The sequence below is a fragment of the Streptomyces kronopolitis genome (assembly GCF_014646275.1).
Classification (GTDB): domain Bacteria; phylum Actinomycetota; class Actinomycetes; order Streptomycetales; family Streptomycetaceae; genus Streptomyces; species Streptomyces kronopolitis.
Window position 1 is genome coordinate 152,234 of sequence record NZ_BMND01000009.1, and the last position, 21,089, is coordinate 173,322.

Annotated in this window: 22 protein-coding genes and 6 pseudogenes; 14 read left to right on the forward strand and 14 right to left on the reverse strand. The window is 67.3% G+C overall.

Annotated features, from left to right (window positions below):
- Positions 1 to 332: 332 nt before the first annotated feature.
- Positions 333 to 1,733, reverse strand: coding sequence for a recombinase family protein (locus IEY78_RS13320; RefSeq protein ID WP_189097964.1), 1,401 nt, complete (start codon positions 1,731 to 1,733; stop codon positions 333 to 335).
- A 6-nt stretch (positions 1,734 to 1,739) separates the two neighbouring features.
- On the opposite strand from IEY78_RS13320, the pseudogene IEY78_RS13325 reads away from it, so the two are divergent.
- Positions 1,740 to 2,041: pseudogene (locus IEY78_RS13325) on the forward strand (IS1380 family transposase); the annotation flags it as partial.
- A 369-nt stretch (positions 2,042 to 2,410) separates the two neighbouring features.
- The gene (locus IEY78_RS13330; RefSeq protein WP_229699909.1) at positions 2,411 to 2,605 is read left to right on the forward strand and encodes a helix-turn-helix domain-containing protein; all 195 of its coding nucleotides are present in this window, start codon (positions 2,411 to 2,413) and stop codon (positions 2,603 to 2,605) included.
- A gap of 606 nt (positions 2,606 to 3,211) precedes the next feature.
- On the opposite strand, the gene IEY78_RS34375 is transcribed toward IEY78_RS13330, so the two are convergent.
- Positions 3,212 to 3,400 (reverse strand): nucleotide-binding domain-containing protein, encoded by a 189-nt coding sequence (locus IEY78_RS34375; protein WP_229699910.1) that lies wholly within the window; start codon positions 3,398 to 3,400, stop codon positions 3,212 to 3,214.
- Between the two features lie 203 nt (positions 3,401 to 3,603).
- On the opposite strand from IEY78_RS34375, the gene IEY78_RS13340 reads away from it, so the two are divergent.
- Positions 3,604 to 3,969, forward strand: a complete 366-nt coding sequence (locus tag IEY78_RS13340) for a hypothetical protein (RefSeq protein WP_189097899.1) — start codon at positions 3,604 to 3,606, stop codon at positions 3,967 to 3,969.
- Between the two features lie 775 nt (positions 3,970 to 4,744).
- A pseudogene (gene gvpJ, locus IEY78_RS13345) lies at positions 4,745 to 5,095 on the forward strand (gas vesicle protein GvpJ); the annotation flags it as partial.
- Between the two features lie 305 nt (positions 5,096 to 5,400).
- On the opposite strand, the gene IEY78_RS13350 reads toward gvpJ, so the two are convergent.
- From IEY78_RS13350 to IEY78_RS13395, 10 genes and pseudogenes are all read right to left on the reverse strand, one after another.
- Entirely contained in the window at positions 5,401 to 6,432 is a 1,032-nt protein-coding gene (locus IEY78_RS13350) for a fatty acid desaturase family protein (protein ID WP_189097901.1), read from the reverse strand.
- Positions 6,433 to 7,500: 1,068 nt separating this feature from the next.
- Positions 7,501 to 8,082 (reverse strand): hypothetical protein, encoded by a 582-nt coding sequence (locus IEY78_RS13355; protein ID WP_189097902.1) that lies wholly within the window; start codon positions 8,080 to 8,082, stop codon positions 7,501 to 7,503.
- A gap of 805 nt (positions 8,083 to 8,887) precedes the next feature.
- The gene (locus IEY78_RS13360) at positions 8,888 to 9,187 is read right to left on the reverse strand and encodes a hypothetical protein (RefSeq protein ID WP_189097903.1); all 300 of its coding nucleotides are present in this window, start codon (positions 9,185 to 9,187) and stop codon (positions 8,888 to 8,890) included.
- A gap of 102 nt (positions 9,188 to 9,289) precedes the next feature.
- Entirely contained in the window at positions 9,290 to 9,526 is a 237-nt protein-coding gene (locus IEY78_RS13365; RefSeq protein WP_189097904.1) for a hypothetical protein, read from the reverse strand.
- A gap of 1 nt (position 9,527) precedes the next feature.
- Entirely contained in the window at positions 9,528 to 10,097 is a 570-nt protein-coding gene (locus IEY78_RS13370) for a hypothetical protein (RefSeq protein WP_229699911.1), read from the reverse strand.
- Positions 10,094 to 10,501 (reverse strand): hypothetical protein, encoded by a 408-nt coding sequence (locus IEY78_RS13375; RefSeq protein ID WP_189097905.1) that lies wholly within the window; start codon positions 10,499 to 10,501, stop codon positions 10,094 to 10,096. Before IEY78_RS13375 ends, IEY78_RS13370 begins: the two co-directional genes overlap by 4 nt.
- Before the next feature lie 149 nt (positions 10,502 to 10,650).
- Positions 10,651 to 10,939, reverse strand: a pseudogene (locus IEY78_RS13380) (transposase); the annotation flags it as partial.
- A 51-nt stretch (positions 10,940 to 10,990) separates the two neighbouring features.
- A complete protein-coding gene (locus tag IEY78_RS13385) occupies positions 10,991 to 12,022 on the reverse strand; it encodes an NAD(P)/FAD-dependent oxidoreductase (protein ID WP_189097906.1) in 1,032 nt (343 codons plus the stop codon).
- Positions 12,019 to 12,534, reverse strand: a complete 516-nt coding sequence (locus IEY78_RS13390; RefSeq protein ID WP_189097907.1) for an isoprenylcysteine carboxyl methyltransferase family protein — start codon at positions 12,532 to 12,534, stop codon at positions 12,019 to 12,021. The genes IEY78_RS13385 and IEY78_RS13390 overlap by 4 nt, the downstream gene beginning before the upstream one ends.
- 8 nt (positions 12,535 to 12,542) lie before the next feature.
- Positions 12,543 to 13,679 (reverse strand): type III polyketide synthase, encoded by a 1,137-nt coding sequence (locus IEY78_RS13395; RefSeq protein ID WP_189097908.1) that lies wholly within the window; start codon positions 13,677 to 13,679, stop codon positions 12,543 to 12,545.
- A gap of 45 nt (positions 13,680 to 13,724) precedes the next feature.
- Between IEY78_RS13395 and IEY78_RS13400 the strand changes: the two genes are divergently transcribed.
- Positions 13,725 to 14,591 (forward strand): UbiA family prenyltransferase, encoded by an 867-nt coding sequence (locus IEY78_RS13400; RefSeq protein ID WP_229699912.1) that lies wholly within the window; start codon positions 13,725 to 13,727, stop codon positions 14,589 to 14,591.
- 116 nt (positions 14,592 to 14,707) lie between these two features.
- On the opposite strand, the pseudogene IEY78_RS13405 reads toward IEY78_RS13400, so the two are convergent.
- Positions 14,708 to 15,358, reverse strand: a pseudogene (locus IEY78_RS13405) (MMPL family transporter); the annotation flags it as partial.
- 286 nt (positions 15,359 to 15,644) lie between these two features.
- Here IEY78_RS13405 and IEY78_RS35290 point away from each other — a divergent pair.
- The 7 genes and pseudogenes from IEY78_RS35290 to IEY78_RS13435 all read left to right on the forward strand — a co-directional run.
- Positions 15,645 to 15,710: pseudogene (locus IEY78_RS35290) on the forward strand (MarR family transcriptional regulator); the annotation flags it as partial.
- A gap of 917 nt (positions 15,711 to 16,627) precedes the next feature.
- Positions 16,628 to 16,930, forward strand: coding sequence for a DUF4406 domain-containing protein (locus IEY78_RS35140; protein ID WP_373294146.1), 303 nt, complete (start codon positions 16,628 to 16,630; stop codon positions 16,928 to 16,930).
- An 18-nt stretch (positions 16,931 to 16,948) separates the two neighbouring features.
- Positions 16,949 to 17,188: pseudogene (locus IEY78_RS35145) on the forward strand (DUF6378 domain-containing protein); the annotation flags it as partial.
- A 50-nt stretch (positions 17,189 to 17,238) separates the two neighbouring features.
- The gene (locus IEY78_RS13420; protein WP_189097910.1) at positions 17,239 to 17,574 is read left to right on the forward strand and encodes a hypothetical protein; all 336 of its coding nucleotides are present in this window, start codon (positions 17,239 to 17,241) and stop codon (positions 17,572 to 17,574) included.
- Positions 17,571 to 17,732 (forward strand): hypothetical protein, encoded by a 162-nt coding sequence (locus tag IEY78_RS13425; RefSeq protein WP_189097911.1) that lies wholly within the window; start codon positions 17,571 to 17,573, stop codon positions 17,730 to 17,732. Before IEY78_RS13420 ends, IEY78_RS13425 begins: the two co-directional genes overlap by 4 nt.
- Positions 17,733 to 17,746: 14 nt before the next feature.
- Positions 17,747 to 18,019, forward strand: a complete 273-nt coding sequence (locus IEY78_RS13430) for a hypothetical protein (protein ID WP_189097912.1) — start codon at positions 17,747 to 17,749, stop codon at positions 18,017 to 18,019.
- 74 nt (positions 18,020 to 18,093) lie between these two features.
- Positions 18,094 to 18,288: a hypothetical protein gene (locus IEY78_RS13435; RefSeq protein WP_189097913.1), complete on the forward strand. Its 195-nt coding sequence runs from the start codon at positions 18,094 to 18,096 to the stop codon at positions 18,286 to 18,288.
- Between the two features lie 169 nt (positions 18,289 to 18,457).
- Here IEY78_RS13435 and IEY78_RS13440 read toward each other — a convergent pair whose 3' ends face one another.
- Positions 18,458 to 19,699: a PP2C family protein-serine/threonine phosphatase gene (locus IEY78_RS13440; protein ID WP_189097914.1), complete on the reverse strand. Its 1,242-nt coding sequence runs from the start codon at positions 19,697 to 19,699 to the stop codon at positions 18,458 to 18,460.
- A 143-nt stretch (positions 19,700 to 19,842) separates the two neighbouring features.
- Between IEY78_RS13440 and IEY78_RS13445 the strand changes: the two genes are divergently transcribed.
- On the forward strand, positions 19,843 to 20,166 hold the full coding sequence (locus IEY78_RS13445) for a hypothetical protein (protein WP_189097915.1): 324 nt from the start codon (positions 19,843 to 19,845) through the stop codon (positions 20,164 to 20,166).
- A gap of 226 nt (positions 20,167 to 20,392) precedes the next feature.
- Complete coding sequence (locus IEY78_RS13450; RefSeq protein ID WP_189097916.1) at positions 20,393 to 20,953, forward strand: hypothetical protein; 561 nt, start codon at positions 20,393 to 20,395, stop codon at positions 20,951 to 20,953.
- Positions 20,954 to 21,089 lie beyond the last annotated feature (136 nt).

The following is a 21,089-nucleotide window of genomic DNA, read 5'->3' on the forward strand; positions in this document are numbered from 1 at the left end:
CTGCTCCTCTGCCGAGCTCAATCGGGTAGGAGGGCCGGTCACCCGGCCCTCCTACCCGATTGATGCGGCGTCTCGCCATGGCCATCTTCGAGTTCCGGTGGTGTCCCTGAGGAGACGTTTTGCTTTCACCGGCCGCGCTCGACTACGACGCTGATCGCCGAAGCCCCGAGCAAGACACCGATGAGACCCGTCAAATGCACCAGCCGGGACACGCAGCGGCCTCCAAGGACTCCGACAACGACCTCGGTTTGATCGAGGGCGCGGACCACGGAACCACAGGCCCCCGGGTGCGGTATGGCGCACCACCTGGGCGGGCTGCTCCGCCCGCGGGGTCAGCCCATCCCCTGGAGCGGCTCGATCCGTACCGATCGTGGATCGAACGGCACCCTGCCCGGACGGCCGGGCAGGAGCGTTACCGTGGCCAGCGTCCCGAGCACCGCGCGCTGCCGGTCCAGCGTCAGATCCTCCCAGGCCTTGGCACAATCTTCTGCGATCACGATGTCCACCAGGATGCGCGCCCGCTGCAGGCACGCCATCTCCGCCTCGGCGTCAGCCAGCCGGGCCTTGATCCTGCGGGCAGCGGCCTTGAATTCGGCGGCGTCCGCATCGTCGTCATCCGCAAACTCGTCGGTCAGGGACCTGACTCGGGACCGCAAGGCAACGGCCTTCGCCCGCAGCTCCTCCGTCCTGGGTGCGGTCTCGTCGACGAGGAGATCAACGGCGTCGGGGCGCGACAGGCGCCGGATCACGTACTCCTCGACGGTGAGGTCGATCGGTTCCGTACCGCGCGCCAGGTGCTTCGTCGTCCGGCACCGGTACAGCGGCGTCGTGAGCCCTCGCGTGCCCTTCGGGCCGCCCCGCGACCCGGACGTCACGGTCGTCCCGTCGTCGCAGACACCGCACCGGGCGATCCCCGACAGCAGCCACCGCCGACCCGGCCCCGGGCTTGTCGCCCGGCTCTCGTCCTCAAGGACGTGCTTCACCTCCCGCCATGTGACCTCGTCCACGATGACCGGCCACTTGCCCGGGTACAGCTCGCCGCGGTACTGACGCAGCCCTGCGTAGCGCTCGTTCAGGAGGACGCCGCGGATGGCGTTGTATGACCAGGGTTTGCCGTTGCGGTTGAGGATGCCCCGCTGGTTGAGGTCGGCGGCCATGCCGGAGAGGGTCGCTCCGGCGAGCAGCGCGTGAAAGCAGTCCTTGACCTCGGCGGCCTCGTCTTCGACGAGCTCCGTGCCGTCTGCGGTGTAGCCGAAGCAGCGCGGCCCGGTCGGTGGCAGGCCGCGCTCGACGCGCTGGCGCATCTCCCGCTGCTCCCGCTCCGACATCTGCTCGACCTCGAACGTGTCGACCTCGCCGAGGAGGCCGGCGAGGAGGCGGCCGGCGGCCGTCGTGAGGTCCAGCTCGGGGCCCTTGACACACAGCACGGACACCTCGTGCTTGCGGAGGATCTCGATTCCCTCGGCCCGTTCGCGCCGGTTCCGCCAGAGCCGGCCGAGCATGTAGACGATGATGACGTCGACTTCGCCGCGCTGTACGGCAGCCATGAGGAGCTCGTACTGCGGGCGGCGCTTTCCGTGGGTGGCCGACTTGTCGTTGTCTCGGAAGCGGCGCCCATCGAGGGGGATTCCGCGCCGTTCGGCCAACTCTGCGGTGTCCTCGCCCTGACGGATGACACCGTCTTCGTCACCCTCATCCGCCTTGCTGATGCGCTCGTATGACGCACCCTTCATGTACGTCACCAGGCCGTACTCAAGGCGCCGCCCGCGGCAAGAACCCCGGCCGTCGAGCCCGACGGCGAGATCCGTGATGGGGCCTGGGTCGCCGATCTCACCAGCGGCGTGCTCGACAGCTGACCTAAAGGCATGCGGCTGATCGTTCGGAAAAAACGACCGCACCCCGGTGCCCAGTTGAGGATCACGGACGCCGACGGCATGCGGTCACCTGCTTCGCCGCCAACCCCACCGGCCAGCCCATCGCCGGGCTTGGACTCTGCCACCGTCTGCGGGCACGGGCCGAGGACCGCATCCGGGCTGCCCGCGACCAGCCTGCGGAACTGAGCCTGCCAGCGGTGTCCTCGTCCGTGGCCGGAGGTCGGATATAGGGGTCGGAAGCTCGTACCGCAGGGGCGTGGGAGGTCACCTCGCTCGAGTTTCGGATATCTCTTGTGCCAGCGGTCGAATAGGACGAGTCCGTCGGGCACAGATTTCCTCACGCTTCCTCGGGGGTCTGTTGTCGGTCTGTCCTGGCAGCTTCACGCGTACCGCGTATCGGGCTTTCACAGGCAACTCTTTCCACCGCGGCATGTGATTATGCACAGCTGTTCATGGTGCTCTGATCGGACTACCAGTGGTGTCACATTGTGCAAGACCGTGATCCCACACCAGACCCCCGCCTCCTGTCTCTGGGAATGCAGATCCGCAGAATCAGGGAAGAACGCGGCTACAGCCTCGAACAGCTCGCCGAAAGAAGTGACCTGAGCTTTCGCGGCCTCATTTACATCGAGCATGGTCAGCGAAATGCGAGCATCCTCACCGTGGTTGACATTGCGAAGGCCCTCGATGTGACCCCGGGCGAACTCACTGACCACTTGGCGGCAGAGTGAACAGGAGCCCACACAGGCCGCGCTGATGGCGAGACGGGCTCGTCGTCTACAGCAGCTACGACCAGGCTTGCGGACGACCAACGGTCGGGGTAATGCAGCATCTGCCTCTTCGTGCAGTTCGCGGTCGGCAATGACTCCTGGACGTCGGCGTTGGTGCCGCGGGCGCTGCTACGTCTCGCCACGCGGACAATGGTGTTCTGGCGATGTGGCAGATCTGCCCCGAGTCAGTAGACGTCTACTGGACCCTTCGCCGGGCGACGTTGAGCGCTGAGGTGCTACGGACCGAGGCCACAACCACTGACCAACCGGCTTATCGCCCAGGACGGCCAGGCTTGCGCTCTTCCCTCCCCCTACGCCGCTGTACAGGACCGCCCGGCGCGAGCCATCTCGGCGTTGAGCCGGGACTCGGACATGGCAGCGAGAGAACTGCTCATGATTCAACCCTACGGGCGGATACGCCTGATACGACGAGACCCCGGCAGGTTCGGCGGGGCCTCGTCGCGCTCCGAGGATCGGTTCCCTACGAGACGTTCGCCGTCTTTACGCTCGTGTTGCTGACCGGCACGTCGATCCGGTCCCGAGCGACGACGACCCCGTCCTTGACGACTAGCACTCGACGACGTGCTCGCCCTTGAAGTCCGAGTGCTCGATGCGGACTCCCCGCTTGCTCGAGTCGACGATCTGGCCGCAGATCTTGTCCGGCCGCTCGGCTTCCGGAGGGGGAGCTGAGCAGTGCAGCGGACCGCTGAGCGATGATGTTGCCAGAGGGACGGAGTCGATCGGGGGGCCTGCCATGCATCTGAGTCGCGTCAAGGTGAGCGGTCTACGCGCGAGCGCAGCGTCGCCAATGAGCTGCGACCTTCCTGGCAGGTTCAGTGTGATGATCGGGCCCAACGGCGCGGGTAAGACCACACTCACCGACGCGATCTACCTCGCGCACCCAGGAAACCGGTTTCCGGTGCTCCCGAGGCCGACTTCGGCCGCGCTGGCATCGCCTGATGCCGGCGTCGAGCGCAGCATCGACATCTCGTACGCCCTGGCCGACGACCTTCACGCCGAGGGACGCCTCGGCCACGAGCTTCACACCACAGGGCACCGCCGGCTCGGCGGAGCTGCTGGAGCTGCTGGAGCTGCTGGACGGGAACGGGATCGAAACAGGGGTGCGGCAGGTGTTGTCCGCGGTCGTGGCCGTGCTCGGCCGTGCCGACCCCGGTGGCGATCCGGCGATGTTGCGGGCCTCGGTGACCAGGCTGCGGCTGGGGATGGCCCACCATCGGTCCCTGGAGGCCAAGGGCAAGAGCGAGCAAACCAAAGGTGGCCTCAAGCAGGCAGGACAGAACATCAAGGGCGTCTTCAAGCGCTGACCGAGCGTTCCGCGGCCCGGCTGGCGAGTGCCGGCCGGGCCGACACTACCGGTCTGACATCTTCGCCCGGCGGAGCCTACCGGGGATCTACCAGTGTACGGTCCGGTGCCCGAAGAGGTGCCAGTAGGCAGGGTGGCCAACGTGAACGGCCAGCGGGTGTTGCCATGGCGCCGATGGCAGTTCCGCGATTTGTGGGTCCACGCTGCGGCAAGATGACTCGATCAGTATTGCCAGGGTTGCGACCGCACACTGCTGCTGCGCAAAGCGCGTACCACCCCAGTAAGGGTCGTTTCGGCCGACCAGAAGGCCAAGCTCGGTGGTTAATGCGACGCCGACACCAAACGGAAGACTAAATCACCGTTCCGGCCGCTCGCCGCGGGTGAGCAGGAATGTACCCGACTGGGCCTTTTGCAGCTGGCCCTTCGAGACTTGAGCAGGGAGTTCTGCGCTCATCAGAGACATGCTCTCTACTCCCGCAAGCTGCTGTGCGTCCCACACCACCCACACTAGGTTCCAGCGGCCCATGGCCAAAACGTCCCCGCCAACGCCACGAGACGGACTCCGGCGGCGCGTTTTCCAGCAGCCCCTGCATCTTGCGGCCGGACCCCTGTCGGTCCCGCTCAGGGTGCGCTCGCCGGCACCTTGAACAGAATGTTGGTGAGGGCAGAGCTCGGCGTACGCCTCCTCGGCTGCCGGCAGGGATCCCCCACCTGACACGTGTCCAATGCCAGCCCACAGGGCGACAGCCTGACCAACCACGAAGAGGACGCCCGCGATGACCTCCACGACCTCGGCCGGCGAGATCGCCTGCCCACCGCGGGCCGGCACGTTGTACGACGTAATGGAACTCATCTTGGACCGGGGAATGGTCATCGATGTGTTCGTCCGGGTTTCACTGGTCGGCATCGAAATCCTTAAGCTCGATGTCCGGATCGTCGTGGCAAGTGTCGATACCTATCTGCGGTTCGCCGAGGCGTGCAACCGGCTGGACTTGGAACGCGATTCGGGCACCGTCACCGTTCCCGAGCTGTTCGGTGGCCAAGCAGGCAAGAAAATCGCCAAAAATAAAGCCAAGAAGGCAGTTCATGCCGTTGGTGATAAAGTGCGTGAGGCAGTCGGAGCCGGCGAGTAAGGAGCGTATGCTACTTCCCGTCGGCTTATCCATCGTGTGTCCGAGATGCCGGGTGTTCACACGCAAGTTCTCCAGCGGCCGTGTGCCCAGTGGCTAGGTGGCGTGGCGGCGGCCTTGAGCGCAATGTCGACAATGGCCCTCTTTACGTCATCGGACATCTGGTGTGGATGAACTATCTGAGTGAACTGGGTGGCAGGTGGCGGCGGTGATATCAGCAGCACGCACATTTGGAGGCGCTGGCACCACCCTGCGCAGGAGTGGACGCCTGCCGGTGCAGGGGACACGGGGGTGCCAGTCCGTTAGCCGGGGTGCGCGGCCGGTGGAGGAGCGCCGGTGCCGACTGCGTGCAGATGGTCCAACGCCTGTCGATAGGAGTCGAAGATGCCGGTTTCGGCGTAGGGCAGGCCGAGTGCTTCGCAGTGCTCACGCACCAGGGCCCGGGCCTCTGGCAGTGAGTGGCTGGGCATGCTCGGGAATAGATGGTGTTCGATCTGGTAGTTCAGACTGCCCAGCATGCACGCGGTGACCCGGCCACCGCGTACGTTGCGTGAGGTGAGGACCTGGGTGCGCAGGAAGTCGAGTTTGTCTTCGGCTGAGGGCATCGGCATCCCTTTGTGATTGGGCGCGAACGAGGCTCCCAGGTACAAGCCGAACAGGCCCTGCTGGACGAGGGTGAACACGATCAGTTTGGCGGGGGAGAGGACCAGCGCAAGGGCGGTGAAGTAGGCAGCGGCGTGCAGGAGCAGCAGTGCCCCTTCGACGGCCACCGGTGCGGGAGCACCCGGGCACCTGTGGCGCAGTGCGCGGACCGATGCTACGTGCAGATTCCACCCTTCCATCAGCAGCAGCGGAAAGAACAGTGCAGCCTGATGGCGGGTCCACCAGGCACGGACGCCCCGTCGGGCTGCCGCGTCGCCCGGGATGAAGACCAAAGCGCCCGTGCCGACGTCAGGGTCGCGTTCGGGCTGGTTGGGGTGCGCGTGGTGGCGGTTGTGCTTGTCCACCCACCAGCCGAACCCCAGCCCGATCAGCAGGTTCCCGAAGAACAGCCCGGTCAGATCGCAGGCACGCTTGTTCGGGAAGAGCTGCCGGTGGCCCGCTTCGTGGCCGCGAAAACCGCACTGGGTGAAGGCGAAGGCGAGAACCACGGCTACAGCGAGCTGCCACCAGGAGTCGCCGACGATGACGAAGAGCATCCAGCCCAGGGTCGTCAGCACCCCGGTCCCCACCAGCCTGGCGGCACTGCGGAGCGGCCGCCGGCGCAGCAGTCCCGCGCTCCTGACCCGTCGGGACAGTTCGGCGTAGTCGCTGCCGGCACGCGCAGCTCGCATCCCTGTGCCCCCGGCGGCGCGCTGCCGCGCATCACTGCTCAGTGCCATCGCTTCTCCATTCTTGTACCGGGCGCTTGGTTGACCTCGTGTGCGAGACCGAAGGAGTGCCACGCTGAGTGCTGCCATTACCGGTGCGGCCCAGGCCGGACCACGGCCGGCGAACCCGCAGCACACGGCAGCGCCTGCCAGGACGATCGAGGCGGTCACCCGTGCGCTACGCGGGCGAACCCGAGCCAGGTGGGCCCGGAGACGGTCGCCAGTCGTTCCCATCCAGGACATACGCCGCTGGAGTCGAGGCCCGCAGAGGATCAAGTGCTCTTCGATGACATTGCATGCGTGTTGATCATCGACGGGCACGGGCACTCCCCGCCCTTGGGCCCAGGCGATCCGTGACAACCGGCTATCAGCCGTGCACGATGCGGGCGTCGACCCAGGGCCCGGGGGCCCATGATGCCGTGACGATGACCACCGACCGGTTCTCAGGCGGGGCTTGGCTACCAAGGACCCCCGGTCGCCCCATGCGGCCATTCTCGCGCATGCTTGGAGTCTCCGCAGAACAGCGCAGCCGCAGCGCGTTATCGCGCTAAGGTCGACGTGCATGGCTTCACTGCCGGCATCGGTCCCGGACCGGAGAGGATGCGACGCCCCGACCGCTCGCCCAATTGGCGCTCCCGGCTCCCGGAACTGACGGTCGTGCTCCACGCTGTCCACCTCTGCGGCCGTGGCATCAAGGACGCCGGCGACTATCGAGACGCCGGGACTGGGGGCGTAGTCATCACGGTAGAACTTCCCTTCACCTGACCACCGACCACCTGGGCTGACCAGCTGGTCGTGAGCGACGCCTCACCCCTGATCAGCGACGTGCAAAGCCGTTACGCAATCCATCAGCGGTATCTCCCGGCGCTCCGGGCCAGAGCTCATGCGGGCACGGGACCCGTGACCACGGCATGCTGTGCCTCGGCACATGCCGGATGTTGCGGCAGACGTCCTCCCTCTAAGGGCAGGGGCTCCTGCTCGCCCGCTTACCGGAGTTGGCCACGCTCCGCCCTTGTGAGGTGGTTCGGAGAGTCACTGGTGCTGGGGCTGCTGGCGGCCTCGGCGGACGATGTCGGCGCCGATACCCAAAGCGGCCAGCAACGCGACCGCGCCCTGCGCGTGCGCGAAGCGTTGGCCGCGGCCCCAGTACGGGTCGTTGCGGCCGACCAGGAGGCGAAGCTCGTCGGTGGTCAGTGCGAACCCGACGCCGAGCGGCAGGCTCAGCAACCGCTCCAGCCGTCCGGGGCGCACGAGCAGAGCAGTACCAGCCACGGTGAATCCGATGGCCATCCCCGGGAGGAAATGGTGCACGCGTATGGCGTTACTGCTGGGGATCGCCAGCAGCCACCGGACCCGGCTTCGCATCCTGGGCAGGGCCCGGCGCCGTTCGCGCACGTAGTTGAGGATCCGGGATGTCGCAATGGTGACGGCGAAGCTCGTGGACATACCGAACAGGGCCTGCTCAGGTCCCGGCGTGCTGTCGTACCCGCCGATGACGATCCGCGCCGCTCCGGCCACCGGAACGGGCTGCCGTCGCCCTTCCCTCTGCGGCCCTTGCCGCGGCTCGTTCTGTTCCTCCAGCTGGGGCCCCACGTCCCCGCTCGCCTGCGACATGCTGCCCTCCTTGAGCTGCTGATATAGCTATCTTCCGTCGCAGAATCTGATTTCCCTTGTCGACAGAATGCCTCCACGTCCATCGCACACCCGCGCACACGACGGAGCAACGTGGACGACTGATCAGCCGCCGACCCTTCTTGGTGCAACCCGCCCCAGTTGCCACCCGGGGCTGATCGTCGATGGTTTCCCTACGAAGGTGTGTGATGCCACCACGCCACCCAGTACGCGGTACGCGCCACGATGCCCAACGGCGAGCGCTCCGGCAGGCGGGCCTTGACCGGAGTAGGCGAGGTCGTCTCGCCAGCCAAGGCGATGTCGAATACCTGGACGGGGGGCGTACTACCCGCCCACCGTGCTGGCCCGGGTGCCGGACGGCTCCGGCATCCTCACCGAGGAGTTGTTCGGCCCGTGGGCACCGTGCAGGTCTTCGATGCCGAGTAGGGACTTCACCTCCCCGGGACGGGCCCGTTCCTTGCTCACGGTGAGGGCGGCGACTTCCTTGGCATGCTTCTCGGACGTGCCGCATTCCTGGCCTGCTCCCTAATGTGCTCGTGAGGGCCCGGGTTCGGGTGATGTCTCCCAGATGCCGAACCGGTGTAGCCCCCGGGGCGTCCGGTGCGGCAGCCGAGCTGTTTAGGCGGCCAGGCCGGTGGTGGCCGCTTCTGTCTGCAGACCGTGAGAGGTGACCAGTCGGGCGCTGCCGTCGGCCAGCCGGTAGGACAGGCCCACCACGGCCGTCCGAACCGGCGGGTAGAACCGGGCTGGCTGGTGGGGGCGCTGAGTTCGAACGCCGCGGCGGGAACTAGCCACGCAGTGCGTCGCGCCGCCAGGGGCACGGCTCCACCCCGCTGCACGGCCGCCGCCGCGCGGTGGGCACGTTGTCGTACACGCTGATCACCTCCCGTATGTCGTCGGCGGGCCGTCGGGCCATCACGGCCGGGGCGCGCGGGGCCGGGACCGGCAGGGCCTCGGACATCGGGAGCGTCCGGTCAGCGGGGAGCAGGCTCTGGTCGGCCTCCAGGCTGGCGTTCAGCTCGGCCAGTAGTTCCTCAACCGGGGGTGTCTCACTCGGCCGCGAGTTCAGCCAGCCGGGTGCGGACACGCAGGTCGTGTTCGGTGCCGTCGCTGTAGGGGAGTTTCGCGGCCGCACTCACCGGGCATCGTTCGTCTCGTTGGCAGGGTCGGGCGGCTCCTCGCGCTTCGTTCATGCCGTCTGCTGCCCACCGGCCAGGCAGGCGTCACACCATCGCTGCCCGGGCTCTGTCAGGTCTTCCGGCACGTCGCGGATGCCGCCCGGCACGCTGGTGCCTGGTTCGCCGCACGCGACGGTGTGGAGATCGCAGTTGCCGTCGCACGAGTCGGGATCGGTCGGCGTGTGCCAGACGATCTCCGCGGGGCCGAGGGCGCCGGCGGGGTGTACGCGTTCGGCAGTGGCGAGCATGTCACGTCTCCTCAGGAGTCTGTTGGGCGGTGCGGGGCACGGGTACCAAGGCGCCGGGCGGCAGGCCTTCGCGGAGCACCTCGTTGAGCTGGGCTCGGAAGGGGTGGGCTCCGTAGGTGAGGACGGCGTCGTCCCCCCGGACCTTGCGGTGGGCGGCACGGAAGGTGTCGGTCAGCGGCAAGCCCCAGTAGAGGGCGGCGTAGCCGTCTACGAGTGCGGGGTCGGCGACGTGGCCGTCCGCCGTCAGGCACCAAGCGTGCTCGACAGCGCCGTATGGCGTGTGGTCGGCGGTGGAGGGGACAAGGACGTAACCCTCGCAGTAGGTCCAGCCCTCGCGGTCGGCACAGGCGTGGGCGGCCGCGAAGCACTCCCCCGGGCGCTGGGGGCCGCCGGGCCAGGGGGTCGGGGCGTACAGCCGCCCGCGGGTGAGCACGAGGTCCGCGAACGTAGGGTGCACCCAGTCGCGGCAGTGGTCGGGAGCCAGCGGGCGGTTGAACTCCAGGCCGGCGCGCAGCTGGTTCACCGGGTCGTCGTTGACCGCGGTTGTCCCGGCTGGTTGACCGGTGCTCATGCCCGCTCCCAGGGGCTGCCGGGGCGGCGCGCGACGAGGTAGACGCCCTGGTGGCACTCGGCGCTGTCGGCAACGGTCCACTCGGCCCGTTCACGGGAGATGCGGCCCAGGTTCTCGATGTCGGGGGCCTGGGTGGAGGCGATGCCGTACTCGACCGGCACGTCGGGGGCGGGCGTTGTGGTCATCATCGGTCCGTCCGGTCTGCGGAGTGGCGTCGAGGGCGTCGTAGCGGCGCGGGCGTAGTCGGGAGGGGTGGCTGCGGTGGCGCCTGGGTCGTGCTCGAAGAGGCAGACCGCGCGGTCACCGGGCTCGATCCCGGTGACCCGCAGATGGCGGTCCCGGTTGGCCGTGTACAGGTCGCGCTCCGTCCTTCGGCCTGTGCTCGCCGGGATCTCCCTCGCCACCTGCTCCCCCGCTCTCCCGGGCCGTCCGGGCAAGTCGTTGCGGGCGCCTGAGGGCCCCATTCTCATGTGCCCGGCGGACTCTGGTTCCGGGCAAGGCGAGCGTACCGAAATTCCCTCGCGCTGCTGCCGGCCTTCGGTGACAGTGTCACGGTCGTGGAGTCGGGGACCCCGGCGGCTGCATGGACACTCTGGGCGTCCAGCACCACCAGGGTCGGGTCCTCTAATCGGCGGGCGCGTTCACGGACCTGGCGGTGCAGGAGCTCATGGATGACCTGGTCGGTTCCGTCGTCCCGCCAGGCGGCGAAGTAGTAGTACGTCGCGATCTTCTGCGGTATGTCGTGCAGCGGTGCTGGTCCTTCCAAGCGGTGCTCGATCAACGACCACTGTTCGTCCGATAGGTCGCCGGGGAGACGGCTTGCGGTCACCAACCCCACCCATCCCAGCAGAACCCGCACCGTAGCCTCCCGGATTCCGCCCGCACCCCACAGTTCATATCAGGGCGTTCACTGCGGCAGCGAAGGCCCGCGGCATGCGCTCGGCCGTGGGTACGATGCGCGGTGCAAGCACGGGCTGTTGTCGGGCCCGTATCAGAAGTTCCGTCAGCAGCCGATGGCGGCGGGTCGCGCGTTTCCAGTCAGCCTCGTAGCGACCTGGTGTGCCTCGGCGCAGGTTGTTGACCAAGGCTTCGGCGCCTGTGAGGGCCAGCGAAATGCCCTCACCGGTGAGCGCGTCGATGTATCCGGCGGCGTCGCCCACGAGCAGTACCCGTCCCTCGAATCGGGCACGGGCCTTTTGACGGAGCGGTCCTGCGCCTCGCACGACAGTGACGGCCGTTTCAGCGCGGAGCCTGGCGGTCAGTGCGGGGAAGTGCTCCAGTTGGGTATCAAAGGGGGCGCGGTGGGTGGTCAGCAAGGCGACGCCCACGAGTTGTGGACCGAGCGGGGTGACGTACGCCTCCATGTGCCGTCCCCAATGCACCTCGACGTATGGAGACCAAGGTTGCACGGCGTAGTGGCGGCGAAGCCCGTAGCGGGGTGTCCCGCAGGGCTGCGTTGCCAGGCCGAGGGAGCGGCGGAGAGGTGAGTGCAAGCCGTCCGCGGCAACCAGCCACCGGGCGCGCAGACCCGTGCCGGGGAGGGTGATGCCCGTGGTGTCCTGCCGTACTTCTTCCACTCGCAGGGGCAGTACGGGCACCCCCGCCTCCACCACGGCCCGGTGCAGGGCGCTGTGCAGGTTGGTGCGGCGCACACCGAGGCCGGGGCCTTGCTTGAATGATGCCTGCACCTGCCTTGGGCCCTGGACGTAGCGGATGCCGGCAATGGGGTGGCCGGCGACCTGGAGCCCGAGGGCGGTGAGGGCGTGGACGGCGCAGGGCATCAAACCCTCACCGCACGCCTTGTCGACCGGCGCCTGGCGTGGCTCGGCCACGACGGCGTCGAGGCCGGCGCGCGCGGCGTAAAGGGCGGTCGCCAGCCCGGCGGGCCCGCCTCCGGCGATCAGCAGGTCGTGGCCGCCGCTCACGTGGGAACCGCTCGGGTGAGCGCGGCGTTCTCGCAGCGCACACGGACCGTGAGCAGGATCGCATTGGCAAGGCTGAACAGTGTGGCGGTCATCCACGCGGAATGCACGAGGGGCAGGGCGGCGATCTCCACGGCAACGGCGACGTAATTGGGGTGGCGAAGGAACCGGTAGGGTCCGGTGCTCACCAGACTCGCTCCCGCGACGACGATGACCCGTGTGTTCCAGTAGGGCCCGAGTGTCGTGATGCACCACCAGCGCAGCGACTGTGCCAACACGACCAGCACGAGCATGGGCCATCCCAGGACGGGCAGGAACGGTCGGTAGGCGATCACGGGCTCGAGGAGACAGGACACGAGCAAGCCCATGTGCAGGGCGACCATGACCGGGTAGTGGCCGCGGCCGTACTCCACACCGGCGCGGGCCAGGGTCCATGCCGCGTTGCGCCGGGCGACGATGAGTTCCGCGACACGTTCGACGGCGACGGCCAGGACGAGAAGCGTGTACCAGCCCATGTGGCCACTCACCAGCGCAGCAGGACGAGTTCGGTGCAGAACCCGGGGCCCATCGCCATCAGCAGGCCCCAGGTATCGGGCTCTGGCCGATGGAACTGCCAGGTGTTCTGCAGGATGTGCAGCACGGAGACGGACGACATGTTCCCTACCCTCGCGAGTGAGCGCCATGCGCTGTCCAGGGCGTCGGCGGGGAGGCCGAGGGTGTCGCTCACGGCGGAGAGCACATTTGGACCGCCCGGATGGCACACCCAGGTCTCGATATCGTCGGTAGTGAGGCCGTGACCGGCGAGGAAGGCACGCACGTGCCGGCCGAGGTGGTCGCGCACGATGCCAGGGATACCTGCGTCGATCACGACGCGGAACCCATTGGCGCCGATGTCCCACCCCAGGAGCTGCTCAGTGCCCGGATACAGATGGCTGCAGGTGGCAACCACCGAGGGTCCGGCGTTGGAGCCGATGCCACAGCTACTGCCTCGTGCGACGAGCGCTGCCGCGCCGTCACCGAACAGTGCGCCGGCGACGAGATTGGCGCGGGTGTGGTCGCGCTGCTGGAGCGTCAGCGAGCACAGCTCGACGGTGAGCAGCACAGCGGTGTCGTCGGGATGTCCGCACAGGTAGTCGTGGAGCCGGGAGATGCCGGCCGCGCCCGCCACACACCCCAAGCCGAACACCGGAAGTCTTTTCACGTCGGGCCGCAATCCCACGCGCCCGGCCAGGCGGGCGTCGAGCGACGGGGCGGCGATGCCGGTGATGGATGCGCACACCAGTAGGTCCACATCGGCCGGCTCGAGTCCCGCACCCCGCAGTGCGCCGGTGAGGGCTTGCTCCCCCAGCTCCAGGCCGACAGCCATCCATGCGTCATTGCTCTGCCCGAAGTCGCCGAGGCTTGCATACCGCTCGATCGGCAGCGCGAGGTGCCGCGTTCGCACGCCGGCAGATGCATGCAGACGGCGCAGCACAGCGCGGTCGGCCCCCGGGCGCAGGCACAGGTCGCCGATCGGCTCGACGAGGTCGTCCTGGGCGTAACGGTGCGGCGGCAGTGCGGTGCGAACGGCCGCGACCGTGATCCCCGTGGCGGGCACAGCACCCTGGCCCGGCACCGCTGGAGCGGGGAAGGCATCGCCGGCGATGACTGGGACACGCATGACTGCAATGCCTTCCTTGTCGCGAATGGCTTGTACCTTGCAGTCGTGTCTCTACACCCGTCCGAGGTCCGTCCGCTCACGACACACCGTGTCCCGGCGCTGCTCCGCTCCTGTCACCTGGAGCCGGCGCTGGCTGTGACGGTCCTCGTGACCGCGCTGGCCGCGGCGGCCGGCCGCGGGCTGGCAGGTTCGGCGGCGGTGGCAGCAGCGGTGCTGGCCGGCCAGCTCTCGATCGGCTGGTGCAACGACGCGGTCGACGCACAGCGCGACACCGACGGCGGCCGCCGCGACAAGCCGGTGGCCGCAGGTGAACTCCCGCCGCGAGTGGTGGCTGTTGCAGCCGGCACGGCGCTGGCGCTGTGCGTACCGCTGTCACTGTTGAGTGGCGCAGCAGCCGGAGCGATACACCTGGGGGGCACGGTCGCGGGCTGGGCGTACAACCTGTGGTTGAAGCACACAGTGTTCTCCCCGCTCTCCTATGCCGTGGGCTTCGGTTCGCTACCGGCCTTTGTCACTCTCGGTCTGCTGCCGCCGTCCTGGCCGCAGTGGTGGGCCCCGGTGGCTGGCGCGCTGCTGGGGGTGGGCGCGCACCTGGTGAACGTCCTTCCGGACATCGAGGACGATCTCGCGGCCGGTGTGCGCGGACTGCCCCAGCGGCTGGGCCGGGTGGCCTGCCGGTGGCTGGCCCCACTCATGATGCTGGCGGCTGTGGCAGTGCTCGTAGCAGGACCACCCGGGCCGGTGGGGGCGATGAGCTGGATGCTGGCGGCGGCGGCCGCAGCCATCTCCATCCTGGGCACGGCTGTGCCATCGAAAGCCGGGAACCGGTGGCCATTCCGGGCAGCGATCGTAGTTGCAGGCATGGCCGTGGCACAGCTCCTGCTGCGAGGGCCGGACTTGGTCCGAACTTGAACCACATGTCCCACCCGCGCTGGAGGAGCACGGGGATCTCGACCGGGCCATGGTGTTCCTGCGCCGGCTCGCCGAGCGGAGCTGTGGCGCTCATCGTCAGCGGACTTCTTGGCGCCGTCGTGCAGCGCGTACACCACCGCGCACGCCAGACCGAGCGCGAACACTGCGCTGAGAATGATCGTGAACGGCAGCAGCAGGCTCCGGTAGGCGAGCAGAAGGATCAGCAGCACTGGCACGAGCGCCACACCGAGCAGCAGGCCGTCGATGCCGGCGAAGGCATCGGACAGATCGGCCTGACTCGCCGCGGGGCCGGCGATCTGCGCCACCGCCCCTGGCACGCGTGCCGCACTGCGCACCTCGTCGAGAACGGCAGGCAGTTCCTCGCCGAGGTCCGGCTCCAACGGGATGACGGCCTGCATCGCCCGGCCGTCCTCGGAGACCAGAGCCGCAGAGGGCTGCCCGACGAATCCCCGATGCCCGGCGAGTCGCCGATTGCCTGCGTTGCTGCTGATCGTTGCGCCGAGGTGATGCGCCCGTCGTTCGCCGTCCACACGACGATCGCCGGCACGGTTTCCGACCGGTCGAACGCCTTACCGGCCTCGAGCACCCGGGTGGATTCGGCGTTGCCCGGAAGGAAAACGGCCTGGTCGTGGGTGGCGACCTCGCCCAGCTTGCCAGCGTAGGGGCCGAGGGCCCCCGATGCCCAGCCAGACGACCAGCAGAGCCAGAGGGACCATCCAGCGGGCCCAGCGCGATGCGTTCTTCATCCACATCCCCAAAGCAATCAATCGGCAAGGCCTATGCCAGTCATCGAGTATGTCAATCATCGAGATACTTTATACTGGCCAGATGCGCAGCACCGGAGCTCCCTCGCGGTCACTTCCGTCCGAGGACCCTGCCGGATTGCAGGCATTCGCCGTTCTGCTGCGCCGCATGAACGGTGAGTTCAACCGCATCGCACAGGAGTTCGCGCGAGCTCAGGGGTTGCACCTCACCGACGTGCAGGCGCTGATCGCCGTCCTCGACGACAACCGCGGTAAGGATGCCGGGCCCATGACGCCCGGCCGGCTGCGCAAGCAGCTCAACCTCACCTCGGGGGCCATGACCACGTGCCTCGATCGGCTGGAGAAGGTGGGCCACATCCGGCGGGTCAGAGCCGCCGACGACCGCCGCGTAGTGCACCTGCACTACGCCGAGGCGGCCACCCACCCATCACCCGCGTGAACAACCCTGCGGGTCAATACACCTAGCCCGCGGCACCGACGCGGCGCGCGGCCGTTTCACCCCCGAAGAACTGAGCGTGGTCGTCCTCTTCCTCTCCGAGATGAACCAGGAACTCGCCCAACTACGCCGATAAGGAACCGCCACCAGGCCCCGCGGTCGCGCACAGGTACATCCGTCCGATGCAGGCGCCGCGAAGACGGCTATGACCAGCGAAGACAAGTGGCGTGCGGTGTGGGCGGCCTGGGCCGCGTTCCTCGCCATCGCCGAGACCATCGCCCTCCGGTCGAAAGAACCACACCCCACTGCACCACCAGCTCCGCCGCGCTCGGCATCCGGCAGAGATCTCTGCACACCGCACAGGACAAGTGCATACGCATCAGGCACGGCCTGGCTCGCCATCCACCTCTACCGGAGTTGATCAATCATGAGGTGCATCTGTACCCGGCGCCAAGCGCCTGGCTGCCGCCGCAAACTCGCCCCTTTCCCTGACGGAGTCCTTCACACGGCGGTGGCCCTCGGCCAGCCACGAATTATCCCGAGACGCCTGGATCGCCGGGGCCCGCAATCCCAACGGCACTCACGAATATGACACTTGACAGATCAACGACGAGGCACACAGCGCCAAGGAGTGTAGTACACCATCGGCCGCTACAAGGGCTTGCGCAAGCAGGGAGAGACCTGGTGGGACTGCCCAGAAAGGGAATCGCCGACATGAAGGCAGCCATAGCGGCCGCACCCACCTGAAGGTAGTCGCTTCCATCTATCTGGAGGCCAAGTAGACTTTCCTGTGCAACAAGGACAGCCCGTGCACCGTGCACATCTCCGGGCCGATGACTGACCTCCCCGATATCCACTTCCCCTCGTTCGACAAGGCCGAGCACTGCTCAAAGAAGCCAAATGCAACGTGCGGAACACAGCCGACCACTTTCGACCAGGATCAGACCCGCGACCGTGCCGACTGCATGCGTGTAGACATTTCGGAGCTACCGGACGGCGAGGATGCCGTGTACGTGCTCGCAGGATGGGGGAGCAGTCGGGGCACCCGCCAACACGAGATAGCGAGACAACTCGGTCTGCAAATACTCAGGGCCGATGGCCTGGTGGTCGAGAACTAGGCGCAGCAGCTCGTACCCAATGGCGAGCGTCAGCAAATCTATGGGCACCCTCGGCATGCTTTCGAGCAGACCGCGAAGATCTGGACAGGAATTCTTGGCACTGAAATCACCTCCCGCCAAGTCGCCCTTTGCATGGTCGGGTTGAAGATCTCCCGTCTAATGGCGACCCCGGACCACGCTGATTCAGTAGTCGATCTCCTCGGCTATGGCGTGCGCTACAGCCGCCTGAGCGAGGAATGGAATATTGACCGCCACTAAACGGGCGTATCATCCCAAAAAGAACCACCCGACAAGGGAGACCCGCGACCATGAAACACACCCCCGAAGCGTGGACCGACCACTCCCCCGCCCAGCAGGCCGCGACCACCCCGGCTGCCCCGAAGGCTGTGACCACTCCGCCCCCGAAGAAGAAGCACCGCGTGTTCTGGTGGATCTTCCTCGCCATCCAGATCTTCATCATCTGGATCGTCACCGGCGTCCACGGAGGCCAGAGCGACAACTGCACCGGCATCTCCGCGCGGGACTGCCAGAACGCGAAGGAAGTCGGCACCACCATCGGCCTGATTGTCGGCCTCTGGGCGCTCGTGGCGATCATCGTCGGCGGCACCTACGCCGCCTACCGACCGACCCAGCGGACACGGTGAGCACCGCCACCGCCGGCCGCCGAGCAGCCGCGTGCGCCGTCAACCGGACATGCCCCGACTGCGGGCGGACCATCCGCGGCAACGGCCGCTACTACGCGCTGCCCATCTCCCTCAACCTCATCGCAATCGCCCCGATCTCCCCCTTCGGTCCCCACTAGGTTGTGCTGGTGTGATGACTGACGAACAGCCGCTGCCTCGTGACGAGATAATCCTTCAGTTGCTTCACGATCGCGTTGGGCTGTCCACCGAGGTCGTCCTGCGCGGCGGCGTGAAGCTGACCGTCTTCAACATCGCGTGGGGGTACGACCCCGGCGACGGATACGCCCATGTCACGAGCAACAACAGCCCTGAAGTCGAAGGCGTGACGGTTGACGTCTTCCTCACAAGTTCAGTCGCCGCTATCCTCGACCCTTCGAGCGGTGCGATTCTGCTTCAGATCTCGTAGCATCCGGCGCAGTAGCCCCTGATCATGTCCGTGTACGCCATCTTCGCATTGGCCGGAGCCTTAGAATCCTTTCCGTGACCGATAATGCACATGCAACCACTGCCACTCAGGCCATGGCCGAGTCTCTGATTGCCCTCGCCATCCGCCTGTCAGAAGACGGGATTTTCGGAACAGAAACAGCGCAACAACTCGTAGATGAGCTGAAAAATAGCCCAGATGACTGTGTAATGGTGATCCGCAAGTTCAGCCAATGCGAAATCCGGCCCTGAGCCCTAGCCTCACCGTCTCAACCTCACCCCCGTCCAGTACATACGTCAAGGCCCCCCGGCGGCAATCCGGCCCGCGAGCTCCTTCGAGGCCGTGGCGCACTGCGTTGCCGGGGAGCACCGCGTCTACGCAAGGCGCATTGGATGACCTGCCCCCACCTGGGCTCGTGGCTCATTCGAGTGTGGTGAGGTGGTCGGCTTTGCCGCCGCGCCATTCGATGAGGAAGATGGTGGCGTCGTCGCTGGTGGCGCCGCCCCGCTCCCGTTTCAGGGCGTGCGAGAGGCTGCGCGTGACCGCTCGCACCGAGGCGTGTTCGTGGAGGGTGCGGTTGGTGCACTCGATGAGCTGTTCCTCACCGAACTGTTCCTCGCCGGACTGGTGTTCCTCGATCAGGCCGTCCGTGAAGCACAGCAGTCGATCCCCGCGTTGCAGCATCCGCTCGCTGACTTGCGGCTCCTCACCGCCGAAGCCGACGGGCAGCGTCGTGGGGCTCTCCAGGCGGTCCACCACAGCGCGGTCGCGGATCAGCAGAGGGGCCGGGTGACCGGCGTTGACCCATTGCAGTTGTCCCGTGGTGATGTTCAGGCACATCATCTGCGCGGTGACGAAGTGGTCGGGCCCGAACTGTGCACTGATCGCATCGTCCATGAACGCATACATCTGGGACAACTCGGTGTTCACGCGGCGGGTGTGGCGGTATGCGCCGATAGCCACTGTCGCCATAGTCGCCGCGTCCAGCCCGTGCCCCATCGCATCGATCATGGCCACGTGCAAAATGTCGTCGTTGAGAGCGTAGTCGAAGCTGTCGCCAGCCACGTAGTAGGCAGGTTCCAAGATCCCCGCCACTTCAACCTGCGGGACGATCATCGACAGCGGAGGCAGCAGTGACCACTGGATCTCGGCAGCCACGGTCATGTCAGCGCGGCGGCGAGCCTGGAAGAACAGATCGGTGTAGGCGTCCTTGGTGACGATCATGTCGGCGACCAAACCGGCCAGTCTGCGCAGAAGCCGCCGGTCGTCATCATCAACGTCATCGAGGGTGACGACCATGGCCCCGACCTGGTCACTGCCGTCCAGAAGCGGGAGATACATCCGCACACTGCCGTCCTGGGGAACCTCCACGGTCCTGGCGCGCAAGAAGGCATCGCCGGCGGGCGAGTCCTCGATGGGCTCAGGGTCGCCGACCACCAGCCGTCGCCCGGGCAGAGGCACCAGCAGCATTTGTTCGTAGTCCTGCAAGAGGATGGAGACATCCCTTCCTCCGATGCTGGCGACCTCTTCCGCGATCAGCGGGGCGATCAGCTGTGGGGGCATCTCGTGGGCGCGGTCCAGCAGCACCCCCAGCAGCCGTTCGCCGAAGCCCTCCGAGCGGTCCACCTTGACCCTGTGCGGCTTTCGCTCAGCATCTGCCACCGCGCACGCCCCTCCTGGCTCCGCTGTTTCCACGGACCGTGATCAACCCACACAGCCTGGCGGGGCCAACCGGCCCAACAAGCCCATTACGCCAAAGGCGGCATGTCGAATCCATGCCCGATCACCCCCCACCGCAGGCAACGGTGCCTGAAATCAACCAGCCCCTCTTCCAGCGAATCCACGACCCGATCCCCCCGCACCCCGAAGGCCACGACCAGACCACGTGGGGCAACGGCTGCGGGACCGTGCACTGCGTCGCCGGCTGGGTGATCACCTTCGGCACCGACTACGGGATTGAGGGAATTATCCGAGGACCGCATGCGCAGGATACGAGAACGGCGGGGCCCGGCCCCGGCGCCGCTGAGGTGGCCGCCGAACTCCTCGGTCTCACCAAGCGGGAAGTCGACCAGCTCTATGCCGCCGCCCTGGTGGAGCGCTACGCCCTGAAGGGCCGCACCCATGACTGACCGGGGGCCATGATGAGCAGCGCCCGCACGGCTACGCCCGGTACAAGCTGGACGGCTGCCGCTGCTACACATGCGGCTACGTGGGGGCCGCATACAACGACGCGCGGAGCCAGGCATCATGTACGGAACCTGGCGGCCGTGGTTTGACACCGCTCCAGTGCGTCGGCACATCCGTTCCCTGCAAGAGTGCGGAATGGGACTCCGGCGGATAGCGGAACTTGCCCAGGTGGACCGAAAGCGCCTTCAGGCCGTCCTCCACGGCCGCCCGGAACGCGGGACGCCCCCGCAGGAACGCGTACGCCCCGCTATCGCGGTCGCCGTCCTGGCCGTGGAGCCCGACGCGAAAAACGTGAGCAACGGAGCACTCGTGGATGCCACCGGCACCACCCGCCGCCTCCAAGCGCTCGTCGCGGTCGGCTGGCCGCAAGCGCACCTCGCGCAACGCCTGGGCTTGACGCCTGGCAACTTCGGCTCCCTCCGGCGAAGCCACGTGACCGCAGGCACCCGGCAGGAGGTCAGCTCCCTGTACCGGGAGCTGTGGGACACCAACCCGAAGCTTCACGGCGTCAGCAACCGTGCGTTCGTGCGGGCCAGGAACCATGCCGCCGCGCATCACTGGGCACCGCCCGCCGCATGGGACGACGACATTGATGATCCCGGCGCGTTTCCAGACTGGACCGGCCGCTGTGGCACGCCCGACGGTTACCGGGCACACCGCACTGCGGGCGTCCTGCCGGCCTGCGAACCGTGTCTGGCAGCACGACGGAATGTCCACGTGACGCCATAGGGGGAAGGGCCACCACAGGGGGAAGGGCCACCACAGGGGGTGTGTCGGGTGGCCCTTCCCTTGTGGGCGGACCAGCCGACTAGAGCGGGCCCACAGAGTCCGCCGGCCCGCACCTCACCTCGCGAGGTGAGGTGCG